This is a genomic window from Streptomyces sp. NPDC096079 (assembly GCF_040303145.1).
Taxonomy (GTDB): Bacteria; Actinomycetota; Actinomycetes; order Streptomycetales; family Streptomycetaceae; genus Streptomyces.
In genome coordinates this window covers 457,514-474,226 of sequence record NZ_JBEOST010000003.1, presented here as the reverse complement: position 1 = coordinate 474,226, position 16,713 = coordinate 457,514, and the positions used below count along the sequence as shown (strand labels likewise).

Annotated in this window: 20 protein-coding genes; 8 read left to right on the top strand and 12 right to left on the bottom strand. The window is 71.8% G+C overall.

Annotation, left to right across the window (positions count from 1 at the left end):
• Positions 1–14: 14 nt before the first annotated feature.
• From ABTY59_RS09615 to ABTY59_RS09605, 3 genes are all read right to left on the bottom strand, one after another.
• Entirely contained in the window at positions 15–677 is a 663-nt protein-coding gene (locus ABTY59_RS09615; protein WP_352018330.1) for a DUF5063 domain-containing protein, read from the bottom strand.
• 35 nt (positions 678–712) lie between these two features.
• Entirely contained in the window at positions 713–1,312 is a 600-nt protein-coding gene (gene recR, locus ABTY59_RS09610) for a recombination mediator RecR (RefSeq protein ID WP_030747474.1), read from the bottom strand.
• Between the two features lie 78 nt (positions 1,313–1,390).
• The gene (locus ABTY59_RS09605; RefSeq protein ID WP_352018515.1) at positions 1,391–1,726 is read right to left on the bottom strand and encodes a YbaB/EbfC family nucleoid-associated protein; all 336 of its coding nucleotides are present in this window, start codon (positions 1,724–1,726) and stop codon (positions 1,391–1,393) included.
• A 293-nt stretch (positions 1,727–2,019) separates the two neighbouring features.
• Here ABTY59_RS09605 and ABTY59_RS09600 point away from each other — a divergent pair, with 293 nt between their 5' ends.
• On the top strand, positions 2,020–2,724 hold the full coding sequence (locus ABTY59_RS09600) for an SLATT domain-containing protein (protein ID WP_352018514.1): 705 nt from the start codon (positions 2,020–2,022) through the stop codon (positions 2,722–2,724).
• A 24-nt stretch (positions 2,725–2,748) separates the two neighbouring features.
• Here the strand turns inward: ABTY59_RS09600 and ABTY59_RS09595 are convergent, their stop codons facing one another.
• The 3 genes from ABTY59_RS09595 to ABTY59_RS09585 all read right to left on the bottom strand — a co-directional run bounded on the left by ABTY59_RS09595 (position 2,749) and on the right by ABTY59_RS09585 (position 5,639).
• On the bottom strand, positions 2,749–3,399 hold the full coding sequence (locus tag ABTY59_RS09595; protein WP_352018329.1) for a putative DNA-mimic protein: 651 nt from the start codon (positions 3,397–3,399) through the stop codon (positions 2,749–2,751).
• A gap of 112 nt (positions 3,400–3,511) precedes the next feature.
• Positions 3,512–4,210, bottom strand: a complete 699-nt coding sequence (locus ABTY59_RS09590) for a GntR family transcriptional regulator (RefSeq protein ID WP_352018328.1) — start codon at positions 4,208–4,210, stop codon at positions 3,512–3,514.
• Between the two features lie 67 nt (positions 4,211–4,277).
• Complete coding sequence (locus ABTY59_RS09585; protein WP_352018327.1) at positions 4,278–5,639, bottom strand: aspartate aminotransferase family protein; 1,362 nt, start codon at positions 5,637–5,639, stop codon at positions 4,278–4,280.
• A gap of 142 nt (positions 5,640–5,781) precedes the next feature.
• On the opposite strand from ABTY59_RS09585, the gene ABTY59_RS09580 reads away from it, so the two are divergent.
• Genes ABTY59_RS09580 through ABTY59_RS09570 form a run of 3 tightly spaced genes read left to right on the top strand, consistent with a single transcriptional unit; the run spans position 5,782 to position 7,781 of the window.
• Positions 5,782–6,387, top strand: a complete 606-nt coding sequence (locus ABTY59_RS09580) for a DJ-1/PfpI family protein (protein ID WP_352018326.1) — start codon at positions 5,782–5,784, stop codon at positions 6,385–6,387.
• The gene (locus ABTY59_RS09575) at positions 6,384–6,860 is read left to right on the top strand and encodes a MarR family winged helix-turn-helix transcriptional regulator (RefSeq protein ID WP_352018325.1); all 477 of its coding nucleotides are present in this window, start codon (positions 6,384–6,386) and stop codon (positions 6,858–6,860) included. The genes ABTY59_RS09580 and ABTY59_RS09575 overlap by 4 nt, the downstream gene beginning before the upstream one ends.
• 24 nt (positions 6,861–6,884) lie before the next feature.
• Positions 6,885–7,781, top strand: coding sequence for a hypothetical protein (locus ABTY59_RS09570; protein WP_352018324.1), 897 nt, complete (start codon positions 6,885–6,887; stop codon positions 7,779–7,781).
• Here ABTY59_RS09570 and ABTY59_RS09565 read toward each other — a convergent pair.
• The gene (locus tag ABTY59_RS09565) at positions 7,768–8,181 is read right to left on the bottom strand and encodes a hypothetical protein (protein WP_352018323.1); all 414 of its coding nucleotides are present in this window, start codon (positions 8,179–8,181) and stop codon (positions 7,768–7,770) included. The two genes, ABTY59_RS09570 and ABTY59_RS09565, sit on opposite strands and share 14 nt — an antisense overlap.
• 157 nt (positions 8,182–8,338) lie before the next feature.
• Here ABTY59_RS09565 and ABTY59_RS09560 point away from each other — a divergent pair, with 157 nt between their 5' ends.
• On the top strand, positions 8,339–9,175 hold the full coding sequence (locus ABTY59_RS09560; protein WP_352018322.1) for a helix-turn-helix domain-containing protein: 837 nt from the start codon (positions 8,339–8,341) through the stop codon (positions 9,173–9,175).
• Positions 9,172–9,348 carry a DUF397 domain-containing protein gene (locus ABTY59_RS09555; RefSeq protein ID WP_352018321.1) on the top strand — a complete coding sequence of 59 codons (177 nt, stop codon included), beginning with the start codon at positions 9,172–9,174 and terminating at the stop codon, positions 9,346–9,348. The genes ABTY59_RS09560 and ABTY59_RS09555 overlap by 4 nt, the downstream gene beginning before the upstream one ends.
• A gap of 3 nt (positions 9,349–9,351) precedes the next feature.
• Here ABTY59_RS09555 and ABTY59_RS09550 read toward each other — a convergent pair whose 3' ends face one another.
• The 3 genes from ABTY59_RS09550 to ABTY59_RS09540 all read right to left on the bottom strand — a co-directional run bounded on the left by ABTY59_RS09550 (position 9,352) and on the right by ABTY59_RS09540 (position 12,134).
• Positions 9,352–10,263, bottom strand: a complete 912-nt coding sequence (locus ABTY59_RS09550) for a glycoside hydrolase family 19 protein (protein ID WP_352018320.1) — start codon at positions 10,261–10,263, stop codon at positions 9,352–9,354.
• A gap of 143 nt (positions 10,264–10,406) precedes the next feature.
• Complete coding sequence (locus tag ABTY59_RS09545) at positions 10,407–11,057, bottom strand: FMN-dependent NADH-azoreductase (protein ID WP_352018319.1); 651 nt, start codon at positions 11,055–11,057, stop codon at positions 10,407–10,409.
• Between the two features lie 135 nt (positions 11,058–11,192).
• Positions 11,193–12,134 carry an NADP-dependent oxidoreductase gene (locus ABTY59_RS09540; RefSeq protein WP_352018318.1) on the bottom strand — a complete coding sequence of 314 codons (942 nt, stop codon included), beginning with the start codon at positions 12,132–12,134 and terminating at the stop codon, positions 11,193–11,195.
• Positions 12,135–12,292: 158 nt separating this feature from the next.
• Between ABTY59_RS09540 and ABTY59_RS09535 the strand changes: the two genes are divergently transcribed.
• Positions 12,293–13,828 carry a substrate-binding domain-containing protein gene (locus tag ABTY59_RS09535; protein ID WP_352018317.1) on the top strand — a complete coding sequence of 512 codons (1,536 nt, stop codon included), beginning with the start codon at positions 12,293–12,295 and terminating at the stop codon, positions 13,826–13,828.
• A 34-nt stretch (positions 13,829–13,862) separates the two neighbouring features.
• Positions 13,863–15,758 (top strand): serine/threonine-protein kinase, encoded by a 1,896-nt coding sequence (locus ABTY59_RS09530; RefSeq protein ID WP_352018316.1) that lies wholly within the window; start codon positions 13,863–13,865, stop codon positions 15,756–15,758.
• A 5-nt stretch (positions 15,759–15,763) separates the two neighbouring features.
• Here ABTY59_RS09530 and ABTY59_RS09525 read toward each other — a convergent pair whose 3' ends face one another.
• A complete protein-coding gene (locus tag ABTY59_RS09525) occupies positions 15,764–16,081 on the bottom strand; it encodes a hypothetical protein (protein ID WP_352018315.1) in 318 nt (105 codons plus the stop codon).
• Positions 16,078–16,698, bottom strand: a complete 621-nt coding sequence (locus tag ABTY59_RS09520; RefSeq protein WP_352018314.1) for a DUF6232 family protein — start codon at positions 16,696–16,698, stop codon at positions 16,078–16,080. Before ABTY59_RS09520 ends, ABTY59_RS09525 begins: the two co-directional genes overlap by 4 nt.
• Positions 16,699–16,713 lie beyond the last annotated feature (15 nt).

Genomic DNA, 16,713 nt, shown 5'->3' with positions numbered 1-16,713 from the left:
GCACCCGGGGCCTCTCAGGCGCGCTCGCCGCGCAGGCCCAGGGGGGCGCCGATCTCCTCCAGCATCACGCGGCCCGCCTCCTCGGCGAGGTCGTCCTCGGTGAGGTCCTCGTCTGTGTCGAGGCCGTCGAGGGCCGCGAGGGGCTGGTCGAGGCGGACGTGGGCGACGAGGGACTGCAGGGCGCGGAGGGTGGCCGAGGCGGTCGGGCCCCAGTTGGAGAAGTACGAGAACTGCCACCACCACAGCGCTTCGCTGGTGCGGCCCGCGCGGTAGTGGGCGAGGCCGTGCCGCAGGTCGGTGACGATGTCCGCGAGGTTGTCGGAGATCCGGGCCGGCACCGGGGCCTTGCGCGGCTCGTACGGGTCGAAGACCTCGGAGAAGACGTCGACCGGATCGAGCATCACGGCGAACCGCTCCCGCAGCTCGTCGACGTCCGGCTCCGGGCCCGTGTCCGGCTCGTACCGCTCGTCCGGGACGATGTCCTCGTGCGCGCCCAGCCGGCCGCCCGCGAGGAGCAGCTGGGAGATCTCCAGGAGCAGGAAGGGCACCGCGCTGTCCGGCTCGTCGCCCTTGGCGACCTCGGTCGTCGCGACGATGAAGCTCTCGATCGAGTCGGCGATCTGGACCGCGAAGTCGTCCGGGTCCTGCGTGACAGAGTGCAGTGTGGCGTCAGACATCGAGCAGCCTCCCTGAGAGCGCGCCGGCCCTGTCGTCATACATCTAGCAGCCTCCGCCCCTCGAAGGCACGGCCGAGGGTCACCTCGTCGGCGTACTCGAGGTCGCCGCCGACCGGGAGCCCGCTCGCGAGCCGTGTCACCTTGAGCCCCATGGGCTTGATCATCCGCGCCAGGTACGTCGCGGTGGCCTCGCCCTCCAGGTTCGGGTCGGTCGCGAGGATCAGCTCGGTGACGGTGCCGTCCGCGAGCCGCGCGAGCAGCTCGCGGATGCGCAGGTCGTCGGGGCCGACGCCCTCGATCGGGCTGATCGCGCCGCCGAGGACGTGGTACCGCCCGCGGAACTCGCGGGTCCGCTCGATCGCCACGACGTCCTTGGGCTCCTCGACCACGCAGATGACGGTCAGGTCGCGGCGGGGGTCGCGGCAGATGTTGCACTGCTCCTGCTGCGCCACGTTCCCGCAGACCGCGCAGAACCTGACCTTCTCCTTGACCTCCAGGAGGGCGTGCGCGAGGCGGCGGACGTCCGTGGGCTCCGCCTGGAGGACGTGGAAGGCGATCCGCTGCGCGCTCTTGGGACCGACGCCAGGCAGCCTGCCCAGTTCGTCGATGAGGTCCTGAACCACGCCTTCGTACACGCCGGCGCCCTTCTCGGGAGTGCTTGATTCTTACGGTAGTGGCTGGAAGCGAGCCTTAGAAGAGGCTCTCGGCCGGGTTCAGAAACCCAGGCCCGGCATGCCGCCCATGCCCTGCGCCAGCGGGCCCAGCTTGGCCTGCTGGAGCTGCTGCGCGTTCTCGTTGGCGGCCTGGACGGCGGCGACGATCAGGTCGGCCAGCGTCTCGGTGTCCTCCGGGTCGACGGCCTTGGGGTCGATGACCAGGCCGCGCAGCTCGCCGGAGCCGGTGACGGTGGCCTTGACGAGGCCGCCGCCGGCCTGGCCGTCCACCTCGGTCGCGGCGAGTTCCGCCTGGGCGCGGGCGAGGTCCTGCTGCATCTTCTGCGCCTGCTGGAGGAGCTGCTGCATGTTGGGCTGGCCACCACCGGGGATCACGGTCACTCACTCCTGCTGGTCGGAACGCCTGGTCCGGCGTCCGGGGCTGTCGAACGTCGGTATGCCGAGCCTACGTGCTCCTCGACCGGGGTGCCGACGCAACTCTTTCGAGTGAGAAACTGCGGGCTCCTCTACCTGATCAAGACCCTCTTGCGGGCGGAAATCCCGGGATTCCGGGCCCGCCGCCCACCATTCGGCGGTAGGAAGGGCAGGCACCACGTGCACCGCACGTCACAGAAGGACACGCGCGCTGAGCTGAACAGAGGAGTCCCCCGGTGAGCCAGCAGCCGGAGATGCAGCCGCCGGGGCCCCCCGGGGGAGACGTCACCCGCGATCTGACCGGTACGCCGTTCCCCCTGGGCGACTGGGGCGAGCCGGCCGAACGGCTCGACGAGCTGTACCGCTGGGTCGAGTCGAACGCCCTGCGCACCGCCGAGTGGTACCTCTCCGACCGCGTCTGGAAGCGCCGCTGCGCCCGGCTCCTGCGGATGGGCACGGCCGCCGGGGTGATCGCCGGCGCCGCGCTCCCGCTGCTCGACCTGACCGGGGTCGCCGAGGGCGCCGCGGGCTGGGGCTATCTGTCGCTGCTGCTCGGCGCCGCGTGTCTGGCCTGCGACCGGTACTTCGGGCTGACGTCCGGCTGGATAAGGGACGTGGCGACCGCGCAGGCCGTGCAGCGCCGTCTCCAGGCGCTCCAGTTCGACTGGGCCTCGGAGAGCGTCCGGGAGGTCCTGGGGCCCACCGAGGGCACCGCCAGTGAGGCCGCGGAGCGCTGTCTCGGGGTGCTGCGCCGCTTCTCGGAGGACGTGACGGAGCTGGTGCGGGCGGAGACCGCCGACTGGATGGTCGAGTTCCGCTCGGGTCCGGCGCCGCTGGCGCTCCAGTCGGTCGGGGTGGTCCCGGCGAGGCCGGAGAGTTCCCACCCCTCGGGCCGTCTTCCGCTGCCGCCGGGCACCCGGCCGAACATGCCGCGCCAGCGGCCCCCGGAGGCCCGCTAGGCGGGTCCCCGGGGCGCGGAGGAGTCAGCTCAGGATGATCATCGAGCCCTGGGCCAGGCTCCGGGTCGCCGCCGCGTGCAGCCCGAGCCACACGTGCCGCTCCCGGGCGAAGGGGTGGTCGTCGTAGGGCACGGCCGTGGCCGGTTCCTCCAGGGTGGTGGGCCGGTCCGGGGGCTGCGGGGCCGCCGGCGGGTTCGCCGGGTCGATGCCGAGGGAGGGCGCCACGAACTCCAGCTCCCGCAGCAGCCCGTACGAGGAGCCGAGCGGGCCGCCGCCCTCCAGGAGCTCGTCGCTGGCGAGCGGCACCGGGAAGTCCACCGGCACGTACGCGCCGGCGTGGTCGTAGTGCCAGACCAGGTGGGACTGCTGGGCGGTCGCCTCGAACATCTCCAGGAGCTGTTCGTAGTCTCCGCCGAGCTCGCCCACCGGCTCGACCGGCAGTCCGCACATCTGGAGCAGGAAGGCGCGGCGCAGGAAGTGCAGGGCCTCGTAGTCGAAGCCGGCGACGGGGGCGACGTCGCCGGAGAGACCCGGCATGTACGCGTAGACGGGCACGGTCGGCTGGCCCGAGGCGGTCAGCACGGCGTCGTAGGCGGCTATCTCTTCGGCGAAGGGGTTGTCGGGGCTGTGGCACAGCACGTCGACGAGGGGGACCAGCCACAGGTCACAGGCCAAGGGAGGCTCGCTCTCCGTCAGTTGCAGGGACGGCCAGGGTAGTCGGCTCGGCCGACGACGCCCACCCGTTGACCACCTGCCCCCGGAGCCCCCGCCTCAACCCGGCTGCGGCTCAGCTCAGGGCCCGGGCCTCCAGGCGCTCGGCCCATTCCAGCGAGTGCGTGTTGTACTCCCGTACGACCTGGACGGCGGCTTCCGCGTCCCCCCGGGTGATGGCGTCGACCAGGTCGACGTGTCCGCTCCACAGCCAGCCGAGGACGTCCCGCTCGGAGCGCAGGTAGGGCACGGAGAAGACCCAGGCCTGGACGCGGAGCCGGTGCAGGAAGTCGGCGATGTAGTCGTTGGCGGAGACCAGCCGGCCCAGCTCGCGCCAGTAGCGGATGTCGTAGCCGATGAGGATGTCCAGGTCCCCGGCGCGGGCGGCGCGGGCGGCGGCCTCGCCGCGGCGCCGTATGGAGACGAGGGTGACGCCGAGGCCGTGGTCGGGCTCCGGGGGCACGGTCGCGGGGGCGTGGCGGCGGAAGATGCCGTCGACGACGAGCATGCGGGCCTCGACCATGCCCCGGTAGTCGGCGATCGAGTACTGGTGGACGCGGAAGCCGCGGTGCTGGTCGGAGTCGAGGAGGCCCTGGGCGCAGAGGTCGACGAGGGCTTCGCGGACGGGCGTCGCGGAGACGCCGTACTGCTCGGCGATCTGTTTGACCGTGAATTCCTCGCCCGGCTGGAGACGGCCCGCGAGCACTTCGTCACGGAGCGCGTCCGCGATCTGCTGTCGCAAGGTGTTGCGAGTGACAGCTCCGCTCGCGGGCATGGGTCGGCCCCCTCCGTCCGGCTCCGGACACCCTAGTCCAGACGGAGAGGACCTCCCCGTTTCGCTGTTACGCGGTGTGTTCGTCGGCGACCGAGAGGGCCGCGTCCAGGGCCGCCAGGCCCTCCTTGACCTCCGCCTCGGAGACGTTGCAGGCGGGAACGGCGTGGGTGCGGTTCATGTTCACGAAGGGCCACAGGCCCTGCTTCTTCGCCGCGGCGCCGAAGGCGGCCATCGGGGCGTTGGCCTCGCCGGCCGCGTTGTACGGGACGAGCGGCTCGCGGGTCTCCCGGTTCTTGACCAGGTCGAGCGCCCAGAAGACGCCCATGCCGCGGACCTCGCCGACGGACGGGTGGCGCTCGGCGAGCTCGCGCAGGCCGGGGCCGAGGACGTTCTCGCCGATGTGGGCGGCGTTCTCGACGACCTTCTCGTCCTCCATCACCTCGATGGTGGCGACGGCGGCGGCGCAGGCCAGCGGGTGACCGGAGTAGGTCAGGCCGCCGGGGTAGGGGCGCTTGTCGAAGGTGGCGGCGATCTCGGCGTTGATGGCGACGCCGCCGAGCGGCACGTAGCCCGAGTTCACGCCCTTGGCGAAGGTCATCAGGTCGGGCACGACGTCGAAGTGCTCGGCGGCGAACCACTTGCCGGTGCGGCCGAAGCCGGCCATGACCTCGTCGAGGACGAAGACGATGCCGTACTTGTCGCAGATCTCGCGGACGCCGGCGAGGTAGCCGGGCGGCGGGGTCATGATGCCGGCGGTGCCGGGGACGGTCTCCAGGATGATCGCGGCGATCGTCGCCGGACCCTCGAAGGCGATCGTGTCCTCCAGGTGCTGGAGGGCCCGCGCGCACTCCTCCGCCTCGGTGGTGGCGTAGAAGGGCGAGCGGTACAGGAACGGCGCCCAGAAGCGCACGACGCCCGCGGAGCCGGTGTCGGAGGCCCAGCGGCGCGGGTCGCCGGTCAGGTTGATCGCGGTGGAGGTCGCGCCGTGGTACGAGCGGTAGGCCGAGAGCACCTTGTGGCGGCCCGTGTGCAGACGGGCCATGCGGACGGCGTTCTCGACGGCCTCGGCGCCGCCGTTGGTGAAGAAGATCTTGTCCAGGTCGCCCGGGGTGCGCTCGGCGATGAGGCGTGCGGCCTCGGAGCGGACGTCCACGGCGAAGGCGGGCGCGAAGGTCGCGAGCTTCCCGGCCTGCTCCTGGATCGCGGCGACGACCTTGGGGTGCTGGTAGCCGATGTTCGTGTAGACGAGACCGCTGGTGAAGTCGAGGTAGCGGTTGCCGTCGTAGTCCCAGAAGTACGAACCCTCCGCGCCGGCGACGGCGAGCGGGTCGATCAGTCCCTGTGCGGACCAGGAGTGGAAGACGTGCGCGCGGTCGGCGGCCTTGACGGCCGCGCCGGCCTGGGGATCGGGTTCGACATGAGGGGTCATGGGTCGAGGGTAAGGAACCGCAGGTGGGACGGGCCATGGCCATCTTGTCCACCGAGACCGTGGCGGACGCGACACGTTGCTCTCCCCGCCCTCCCCCTCACGGAGCATTGACAGCATGCTGTCTAAATGACAGTCTTCTGTCATGGGAACCGAGACTGACACCACGACCGTCCATCTCGCCGTCTACGACACCCTCGCCGACTGGGAGACCGGCCACGCCACGGCCTGGCTCGCCCGCGCCGGCTACACGATCCGCACCGTCGGACCGGTCGCCGGGGAGCCCGTCACGACCATCGCCGGCATCCGGATCGTCCCCGACCTCGCCCTCTCCGACCTCGACCCCGAGGACAGCGCCCTGCTGATCCTCCCGGGCGCCGAGAAGTACGACGAGGGCGACGAACTCGCCCCGTTCGCCGCGAAGGCCCGCGCCTTCCTCGACGCCGGGGTCCCGGTCGCCGCGATCTGCGGCGCCACGGCCGGGCTCGCCAAGGAGGGCCTGCTCGACGACCGCCCCCACACCAGCGCGGCCTCCTTCTACCTCGCGGCCACCGGATACAAGGGCGGCGAGCACTACGCCGACATGGACGCGCTGACGGCCGGAAACCTGATCACGGCGGGCCCGACGGACCCGGTCGCGTTCGCGCGCGAGATCTTCGCCCTGCTCGGCGCCTACGAAGGAAAGCGGGACGCCTGGTACCGCCTCTTCGAGTTCTCGGACCCGGCCGCCTTCCACGAGCTGAACGCGTGAGCCGCGCGCAGCAGGACGCACTCTCCCGCACGGCCCTCGGCGTCTTCCGTCTCAACGGCCAGTTCCTCGCCGTCTCCGAGAAGCTGGCCGAACCGGCGGGCCTCACCGCCGCCTGGTGGCAGGTCCTCGGAGCCGTACTCCCCCGGCCCCTCCCCGTCGCCGGGATCGCGCGCGTCATGGGCATCACCCGGCAGAGCGTCCAGCGCGTCGCCGACCTCCTCGTACGGGACGGGCTGGCCGCCTACGAGCCGAACCCGGCCCACCGGCGCGCCAAGCTCCTCGCCCCCACGGAGGCCGGACGGGCGGCCGTCCGCCGCATCGACCCGGGCCACGCGGAGCTCGCCGCCCTCCTCGCACGGGAACTGGGCGGCCAGGAGGCCTTCGACGAGACGGTGCGCGTCCTGGAGCGGCTGTCGGCGGCCCTGGAGACGGCGGGCGAGAGCTACCGGACACCGCCCCCGCCGGGGGACTGAACGGGGCGGCCTAAGCTGCGCGCCATGAGCACGCCAGCGCGCGGCACGGCCGTCACGTTCACCGGCTGGGGCATGGTCCTCAGCGGGGCGGCGGCCGTCGTCGCCGCCCTCTGGGGGACCTCCCCGTACCCCCCGCTCGTGCCCGAACTCGCCCTCGCCGGCCTGTCCGTGGCCTTCGCGGCGACGTGGGTGGCCGCCTCCTGCCGGGCCGAGGCCCGGTCCCGCGACCCGCTGAGCAAGCCCCGCACCGACACCCGGCGGCCGAACCCCGTCCTGCGGTACGTGCTCTGCTTCGGCGTCCCGCTCGCCACCTTCGCCGCCCTCCTGACGGCCTTCGACGTCAGCGGCGCCTACGGCCGCGAGACCGAGCGACTGGAGCGCGCCGGGTACGACGAGTACGCCGTCACCGTCGTCCGCCTCGCGAGCGAGCCCGCGCCGCACCGGGGCGGCGAGGACAACGACCCGTACTACCTCACCGATCTCACCCTGCGCATCCCGTACGAGGCGGGCCCCCGCGACGTCACCGTCCGGGGTGTGTACACCCGCTTCAAGGCGCCGAAGCCCGGCACCGAGGTCGACGTGTACTTCGCGCCTCGCGATCCCGGGACCCCCGTCGTCGAGAACGGCCGGCGCTCCACCGTCCGTCTCTTCCTCGTCGCCTTCCTCGGGCTCTGGATCTGGCCCCTGATCCTGGTCGCAGGCTTCACCCTGAAGGCGATGGCCGAAGCGGAAGCCGTGCACCGGCTGCGCCGCTTCGAGGCGGGCGTCCACCTGCCGGCGCTCGGCATCCTCCTGACCGGCCTGCTGCTGCTCCTGCCGAAGGCCCTGGACTTCCAGGTGGCGGGCCACGACCAGGCGTTCGCCCTCGCCTCCTGCCTGGCCCCCGCGCTGGCCCTGACCTGGGTGGTCAAGAGGTCGTGAACAGCTCGGCGACCACGCTCCGCAGCAGCAGCGGGTGGACGAAGCGGTCCGGGCAGGTCGGCGGGAACCGCCACGACAGCGGCCAGGTCCCGCCCGTCAGCGCCGGGACCGGCACGTAGCTCACATGGGCCGGCCCCGCGTTGAAGCGCGTCACCCCGCGCGGCCACGCCCGGCGGGCCGTCGAGCCGGGCGGCACGAGGAAGTAGACACCCCGCCGGCCGTTCGCCTCGATGACGACGGGCCCGGGGTCGCCCCCCGTCAGCGCCTCCATCCAGTCGGCGAGCCGGCGCCCTTCGTCACCGTCGACTCGAACGGCGTCGAATTGTACGCCCGCCTTACGGAGTTGGAATCCGGAAACAGGAATCCAACCGGCAATTACTTCCCGATTCTCTGCATTCACAGGGCCATGCTCCCGCGTCGGCGCTAGCGTTTTCCACGACTGCGGCGGGCGCGTCGGCAACCCCTTGACCTGCGCCAACACACCGCCTGCGCAGTCGAATTCGGCGGGGAGCAGTTGAGACCGGTTGAGATCGGTTGAGTCCGAATGGGGAGCGCGAATGGCGCGAGCGGAGAACAGGGAAACGGTCGGCCCTGCGGCCAGGATGGCGGCCGCGGTGGCGAAGAGATTGCGACAGAAGAAGGGGTGGACGCAGGAGTATCTGGGAAGCCAGACGGGCTTCACGGGCGCGGCGATCAGCGCGATGGAACGCCACGTCCACCCGGTGAGCGACGACATGCTCGTCCAGCTGGAGCGGGGTCTGGGCGGCGGCACGGGCATCTTCGAGGAGATGCGGGAGCTCGTACGGCTGGAGAAGCTGCCGGAGCTGTTCCGTGATTACGCACCGATCGAGCAGAAGGCGGTGGCGTTGTGGTTGTACGCCAACCACGTCGTCCACGGGCTGTTCCAGACGGATGCGTATGCACGGGCGTTGATCGCGGGTGGCCACCCCGAGCCGACTCCGGAGCGGGTCGAGGAGCTGGTCGTGGGCCGGATGGCCCGGAAGAAGCTGTTCGACCGGAAGCAGGTGTGCGAGATCGAGTTGATCCTCGACGAGTCGGTCCTGAGGCGACCGATCGGCGGCGAGGAGATCATGCGGGAACAGCTCCTGCACTTGGCAGAGTGCGCCCGAAGGAGCAACGTGAACCTTCAGGTGCTCCCGCTGGACGCGGGGCTGGGAGGCAAATACGCGGGCGACCGGGGCGATCTGAACATCGTCGAGACCCCGGAGCATGACCACGTGACCTACCTGGAGATCCAGGGGGAGAGCCTGCTGATCACCGACCGGGCGAAGGTCAGTGTCCACCGGCAGAGGTATGCGAAGATCCGGGCACAGGCCCTGGATCCGCGCAGGTCGCTGGGCGTCATCGAGGAGTTGGCGGGAGTACGGAGATGAACGAGACCCTGCACTGGTTCAAGTCCAGCTACAGCGACAGTGGCGGCGGTAACTGTGTAGAAGTCGCCACCACCGCCCACACCGTCCACCTCCGGGACTCCAAGATGCAGGACGGCCCCACGTTCACCGTGGAGCCGTCCTCGTGGAGCGCGTTCCTGGACTGGCAGGACTGACCGTCAGCAGGACAGGTTCGACCCCGCGGGCACGCCCAGGATCTGGGTGAACTGCTGGTACTTGGTGACCCGGCTCTGGACCTGGGCCGGGTTGCCGCCGTTGCACTCCAGGCTGCCGTTGATCGCCCAGATGGTCTGACCGAAGCCCGCGCCGTTGACCATCGCGTTGTGCGCGGTCATCGTGCCGGGGCCGTTCTGGGTGTTCCAGTACCAGAGGCCCGTCTGCATGGCGACGGCCGGATCCTGCTCGACCTTCCAGGGGTTGTTCAGCAGGTCGATGCCGAGGGCGTCACCGGCGGCCTTGTAGTTGAAGTTCCAGGACAGCTGGATCGGGCCGCGGCCGTAGTACGCGGCCTGGCCGGCCGGGCAGCCGTAGGGCTTCGACGTGTCGCAGTAGTGGGGGTAGTTGGCGGTGTTCTGCTCGACGATGTAGTAGAGCCCGCCCGTCTCGTGGGAGACGTTCGCGAGGAAGGCCGCGGCCTCCTGCTTCTTCACCGTGTCGCTGCCGGTGGTGGCGAAGCCCGGGTACGACTTCAGGGCCGCGACGAGGCCCGCGTACGTGTAGAAGGGGTTCCGGCTCGGGAACATCTGGTTGAACTGGGCCTCGGAGACGACGAATCCACCGCTCGGCGGCGGGGTGGTGGGCGGGGTGGTGCCACCGCCGCCGCACACGCCCTGGTCGGCCCAGACGCCCCACTCGCCGGTCGTGCCGGGGGTCTCGTTCTGGGTCCACCACTTGGCCTGCCAGTTGTGGCCGTTGTGCGAGGCCGTCATCCCGCCGGTGTAGACGGCGGAGGAGTTCCACGCGGCGGCGCAGGCCGCGGCCGCGCCGGCGGAGGCGGTGGGGAGCAGGAGGACGGCGAGTCCGACGGCCGTACAGAGCGCGGCCAGTGAGGTGACCAACTTGCGCAGCATGCGTACTTCCTTCCGGGTGGGGGCCGGGTGGAGCCGGATGGGAAAGCACAGCGAAGCGCGATTGGTCTGAACCTGTCAAGGTCTAGACCAGAAAGAAGGCGCTCCGGTCCACAGAGCGCCTTCTCTCCGGACGGCGGCGTCCGCTACGCGACCAACCGCACCGCCAGTTCCTTCGCCAGGGACTCGGCCGTGGCGAGCGAATCGGCGCGGGAGGCCTCGAAGAGAGGGACGAGCCCGGCCATCGCCGGGACGTGCGGGGCGAAGGTCAGCTCGGGGGTGATGAAGCTGACGTCCATGCCGAAGACGTCGGCGAGGATCAGCCGCAGGTAGTTCTCGACGTAGTCGTTGCCGAACTGGGGCGTGCCCTCGCGGTAGGAGCCGCCGCGGCTGGCGACGACGACGGCCCGCTTGCCGGCGAGCGAGGGGTGCTCGGCGATCGCGGTGCGGCCCACCAGGAAGACCTGGTCCAGCCAGGCCTTCAGGGTGGACGGGATCGAGTAGTTGTACATCGGCGCGCCGATCAGGATCACGTCCGCCCGCTCGGCCTCGTCGATCAGCCCGCCGCGCGACGCGAACGCCGCCCGCTGCTCCGGCGACCGGTCGGCCGCCGCGGTGCCCCCCGCGTCGACCGCGGACGCGTCCAGGTGGGCGACGGGATCCGCGTCGAGGTCGCGGTGGATCACCGTCCCCTCGGGGTGCTCGGCCTCCCAGGCCGCGCGGAAGGCGGCGGTGACGGCGCGGGAGTGGGAGTTCTCGCCGTTGAAGGACGTGTCGATGTGCAGCAGCGTGGCCATGGGGATCGTCTCCTGGGTCGCGGTTCCCGCCGGCTCGTGTCCTCCTGGCCGGCTGAGAAGAAGCCTGCTTCCTCAACCAAGGTCGAGGTCCAGCCCCTGTGACTCAGATCACGATCGCCATGGCCCGCCGTCCGCTCAGATCATCAGGATGATCCGGCCCGGCCGGTGTCCCTCCTCCGCCCTGCGGTGCGCCTCGGCGACCTCCTCCAGGGGCATCACGTCGGCCACCCGGGTGATCAGCTCCCGGTCGGCCACCTTCCGCAGGTTCTCCGCGAGCCGCACGGCGTCCGGCTTGGCCCGTACGGCCTCGACACGGATGCCCCGCTCGGCGGCCGGGACCCGGTCGGGCGCGATCGCGGCGAAGACACCGCCGTCCTTGAGCGCCGGGAGGAGGGCGGGGCCGATGATCCCGCCGTCGAAGACCCCGTCCACCCCGTCCGGCTCGGCCGCCAGCACCTTCGCGACCACGTCCTCGGGAGTACCGCGCACGACGACCTGGTCCGCTCCGAGCACCCTCAGTTCGGGCTCGTCACCCTCGTGGGCCACGGCCACGACCCGCAGTCCGGCGGCCTGCGCGAGCTGGACCGCCACCCGGCCCACCACCGCGCTCCCGCCGGTCACGAGCACCGTCGACCCCGCCGGGAGGGCGAGCCGGTCGAGGCCCTGCTGGGCGGTGGCCGAGGCCAGCGGGAGGGACGCGGCCACGGTGAAGTCCACCTCGTCGGGGATCACGGCCAGCCACTCCGGATCGGCCCAGATGGTCTCGGCGTACGTGCCGTCGCCCGTCAGCATCTCGAACCAGGGCACGAAACCGCCCACGCGGGTTCCCACGGGCAGGCCGGGCGCGGCATCGAGCAGCTTCCCCGCGAAGTCCGTCCCCAGCACGAACGGAGGCTTGAGCAGGCCGACCGAGTCGGCGTACCGGCCGGCGCGGATCCGCAGGTCCGCCTGGTTCACTCCGGCCGCCTTCAGGCGCACCCGGACCTTCCCCGGCTCGGCCCCGGCCTCCGGCTCCGGCCGGCGGGCCATCCTGAGGACCTCGGGTCCGCCGTAGGCGGTCACTTCGACGACACGCATGGGGTACTCCTCAGACGGAAGGCCCCCTCGTCGCCATTACACCCACGCTCCACAGCCCCGGGCAACCCCTGTCGGTCCACCTGAAGGAACGGCGAAGTCCAGGTGACCGCCCGCTACGCCACCCCCGGGCTCGTACACGCGTCCGTACCGTCCTGGCCATGGAGTGGATAACCGCAGAGAACGTCATCGCGGTGGGGACGGCCCTCATCGGTGTCCTGGTCACGCTCGCCGTCGTCTGGATCGACCGGTTCTCGCCCCAGCGCAAGCGGCTCGGCTACCGCGTGCAGCTGAACACCCCGCTCCACCGCGAGGAGAACCAGGACAGCGAGGTCACCACCGTGCGGGAGGGCCAGGTCGTGGGCATGGCCCCGCCCGCCGACGGGTCCACGCTCGTCCTCCTCCGCATCGAGAACGACCGCGAGCTCGACATCAGCTCCGACGACTACGGCGCCGCCGCCGAACCCCACGGCCTGCGGATCACCTTCGCCGAGCGGACCGTCCAGGGCGTCGTCGCCACCATCCCGGCCGCCTGGGACTCCGTACGGGAGGACCTGGAGCGCTCCCCCAAGCTCGGCAGGAACGGCAGTGCGGTCCTCGTCCCCAAGGTCGCCCTCGAACGCGGCCAGTACTTCAAGCTGCTCGTCCAGCTCTCCGGCGGCGTCGCCGACAAGGACATCAAGATCGACGGCAGCCTCCAGGGCGGCTCCATCCGGCGCAACCGGAGCACCACCCCCGACGAGAAGCCCGCCCGGTTCAGCCCGACCGCCCGGACCGTCACCGTCGTCCTCACCGTCTGCGTCATGGCCCTCGCCGCGATCATCGTCCGCGAGCAGACCCCGCCGCCCATCGGCTGCGCCCGCGGCACCCTCACCGTCACCGGCTCGACGGCCTTCGCACCCGCCCTGCGCGAGGCGGCGAAGCGGTACGAGGAGGACTGCGAGGGCTCCACCGTGGCCGTCGACCCGCACGGCTCGACCGCCGGGATCCGGGAGCTGGCCGAGGCCGGCACGAAGGCGGGCAAGGGGTCGCCGGCCGTCATCGCGCTCTCCGACGGACACAAGCCGGACGGCTTCCCCGAGCTGCGGGAGAGCATGATCGCCGTCTCCCTCTTCACCCTCGTCCTCAACGACGGCATCCCCGTCGACGACCTCACCGTGGACCAGATCCAGCGGATCTACCGGGGCGACATCCGCTACTGGAACGAGGTCGGCGGCCCCGACCTGCCGATCCTCCTCGTCAGCCGGGACGCCAACTCGGGCACCCGCGAGGTGTTCCAGCGCCGGGTCCTCGGCCACAACGAACCCGCCAACTCCTCCCGGGACTGCCGGCACCTCGACGACCCCGCCTCGAAGGTGATCCGCTGCGAACTCGACTCGACGGAACAGGTCCTGTCCACCGTCGCCCGCGTCCCCGGGGCCATCGGCTACACCGAACTCCGCGCCAGCGACGGCCGGAAGGGCCTCCACCGGGTCTCCGTCGAAGGCCGGGGACCCGCCGTCGACGAACTGGGCGCCTCCCCCTACCCGTACCGGGAGATCGAGTACGCCTACACCTGGGGCCTGCCCCGGACCGACTCCCTGACCTCCAGCTTCCTCACCTACCTGCGGTCCGGACGCGGCCAGGACGTCATCAGCGCCCACGGACACCTGCCCTGCGCCACCCCGAAGGGGCTGAAGGTCTGCGGAGAGGGCTGATCGCCGAACTCCCCGTCTGGCATGCTCTGGCGACGTGGAGTCATTGAACGCGGAAGATCCGGTCAGCGTCGGCCCGTTCCGTCTGATCGGCCGCCTCGGGGTCGGCGGGATGGGCCGGGTGTTCCTGGCGCGCTCCGCCGGCGGGCGGACCGTCGCGGTCAAGGTGGTGCACGCCGAGCTGGCCGCCCAGGACGAGTTCCGCCGCCGCTTCGCCCGCGAGGTCGCCGCCCTGGAACGGGTCGGCGGCACCGGCACCGCGCCCGTCCTCGGCTCGGACACCACCGCCGACTCCCCGTGGGTCGCGATCGGCTACGTACCGGGCCCCTCCCTGCGGACCGTCGTCGGCGACGAGTTCGGGCCGCTGCCGCCCGCGACCGTACGGGCCCTGGCCTCCGGGCTCGCCCGCGCCCTCGACCACATCCACGACGCCGGACTCGTCCACCGCGACCTCAAGCCCTCCAACGTGCTGCTGACCGTCGACGGGCCGCGCATCATCGACTTCGGCATCGCCCGCGCCGTCGACCACGTCTCCGACGGCGGCAACCTGACCACCACCGGGGCCGTCGTCGGCTCCCCCGGCTTCATGTCGCCCGAGCAGGTCCGCGGCGACCAGGTCTCACCCGCCTCGGACGTCTTCTGCCTCGGCTCCGTGCTCGTGTACGCGGCGACCGGCCGCGCCCCCTTCGGCACCGCCGACAGCGGCGTCCACGCCACCATGTTCCGCATCGCCCACGACGAGCCCGACCTGACGGATCTCCCGCCCGAGCTCTCCGGACTCATCCGGGCCTGCCTCGCGAAGGACCCGGCGGCCCGGCCCACCGCCACCGAGATCGTCGACACCCTCCCGGTGGCCGACCCCTGGCTCCCCGCGGACGTCCTCGCCCGGCTCGGACGGCACGCGGCACGGCTCCTGGAGGCGGAGGGCAGCTCCCAGGAATCCGACACTCCCCCGCCGGCCCCGGGGCCGTCCACCGGCGGGGCGAAGGCGGCGACCGGGACGGCCGGGACCGCCCCCGCCCCCGCGCCCCGGCGGCGCGGGCGCACCGCCCTGCTCGCCGCCGTCACGGCCCTCGCCGTCGCGGCGGCGGCCGGCGTCGCGTACACGTACTGGCCCCGGGACGGCGGCACCGGTGGCACCGGCGCCGGCGGCCGGAAGAACGGCTCCACGGACGCCACCCGCCCCGCCCCCGGGATCGTCCCGGCCGCCTTCCTCGGCGCCTGGGAGGGCGTCCTCAAGGGCAAGCCGGACGCCCCCTACGAGACCAGCCGGATCGAGATCACCCAGGGCCCCGCCGGAGCCAGGGCCGCCGTCTACACCCACGTCACCGGCGAACAGCTCTGCATGGGCCGGGCCACCCTGATCTCCGCCACCGAAGGCGAACTCGTCCTCGGCGAGGCGGAGATCACCGCGAGCGTCCCCGCCCAGCGCTGCACCCCGGCCGCCCGCCAGACCCTCACCCTGCGCTCGACCGACGTCGTCGAATGGGGCTCCGGCGTCGCGAAGAGCACCTTCCGCCGGGTCAAGGCCGGCACCGACGTCGTCCCCGCCGCGTACGTCGGCACCTGGAAGCAGGCACCGGACACGGTGCTCCAGCCCCAGCCCGACCGCTGGTCCTACCGGGTCACCGTCACCCAGGGCCCGGTCGGAGCACCGCTCGTCCGCTTCGAGCAGTCGTACCCGCGCATGGACGACGAGGGCAACCTGCTCGCCGACGACATCGACTGCGCCTCCACGGCCGTCGTCGGCAGCGCGGGCACCCTGCTCGTCATCGGCCCGGAGACCCGCGACCCGGACACCTGGGACCCGGACTGCGCCGAGAACGGCTCCAGCAACCTCCGCATCGTCCAGTGGCAGGGCAAGGACCGGCTCCAGGTCTACGGGATGTCGGCGGACGGGGAACCGGCCGAGTTCGTCCGGGACAAGCCCTAGGCGGGCTACCGGGCGAGGAGTTCGAGGGCGGCGCGCACCGCGTCCAGGAGGGGCTGGCCGACGCCGCCGACCGTGGCGGCGACCGCCTGGAGGACCTGGAGCGCACCACCCCGCCGGTCCGGCACGGCGAGGTCGGTCGCGGCGCCGTCGACGGACTCCAGGGCCCCGGCCGGGAGGCTGCCCCGCAGCTCCTCGACGCGCTGGAGCACCGCTGTCAGGGCCCGTTCGAGTTCGGGTGAGCCGTGGTGGTGGACGATGCCCTGATTGCCCTGGCCGCCGTGCATGTTCACGACGTCGCCGTAGTAGTTGTCCCCGCCGGTCACTTCGAGACCCCCGTGTTGCCGCTGCCGCCGTAGATGTTCACGGCGTCGCCGAAGTAGTAGTTGCTGGGGTTGCTGATCGTCAGCGCCCCCACGGTGACCGTGAGCTCCGCGTCCGGCTCGTCGATCGCGGACGCGATGCGCCCGACGAGTTCGTTCAGATAGCGGCGGTCTCCGGAGACCATCGCGGTCGAACGGCCGTTCGTCTCGATGGCCAGCACGTCGTGCGCGGACGCGGTGACGACAGCCAGCATGTCCACCAGCGCCCAGATCAGCGCGCCGATGACGCCCAGGAAGGAGATCTGGTAGAGGAAGCCGACGAACGCCGACGGCTCCCGGCCCGAGCTGAATCCGTTGGCCAGGAAGGCGAAGAGGCCGATTCCCAGCGCCACGAGCAGCGTGAGCACCACCCGCTTCACGAACACGCGGAACGCCTCGGCCTTACGAGGCCGGAGGACGAACGTGTAGACGCGGACGATGTTCTCCAGCGGATAGGCCGCGCCGCTCACCCAGAGCAGTCGCTTGCTGATGACCAGCGGAAGGGCCGCCGGCCCGACGACCCCGGAGCGCGGCGGATGGGACGGCGGCGGCGGCGTGGCCGGTGACTCTGGCGTGCCCATGCTTCCCCCTGTGCC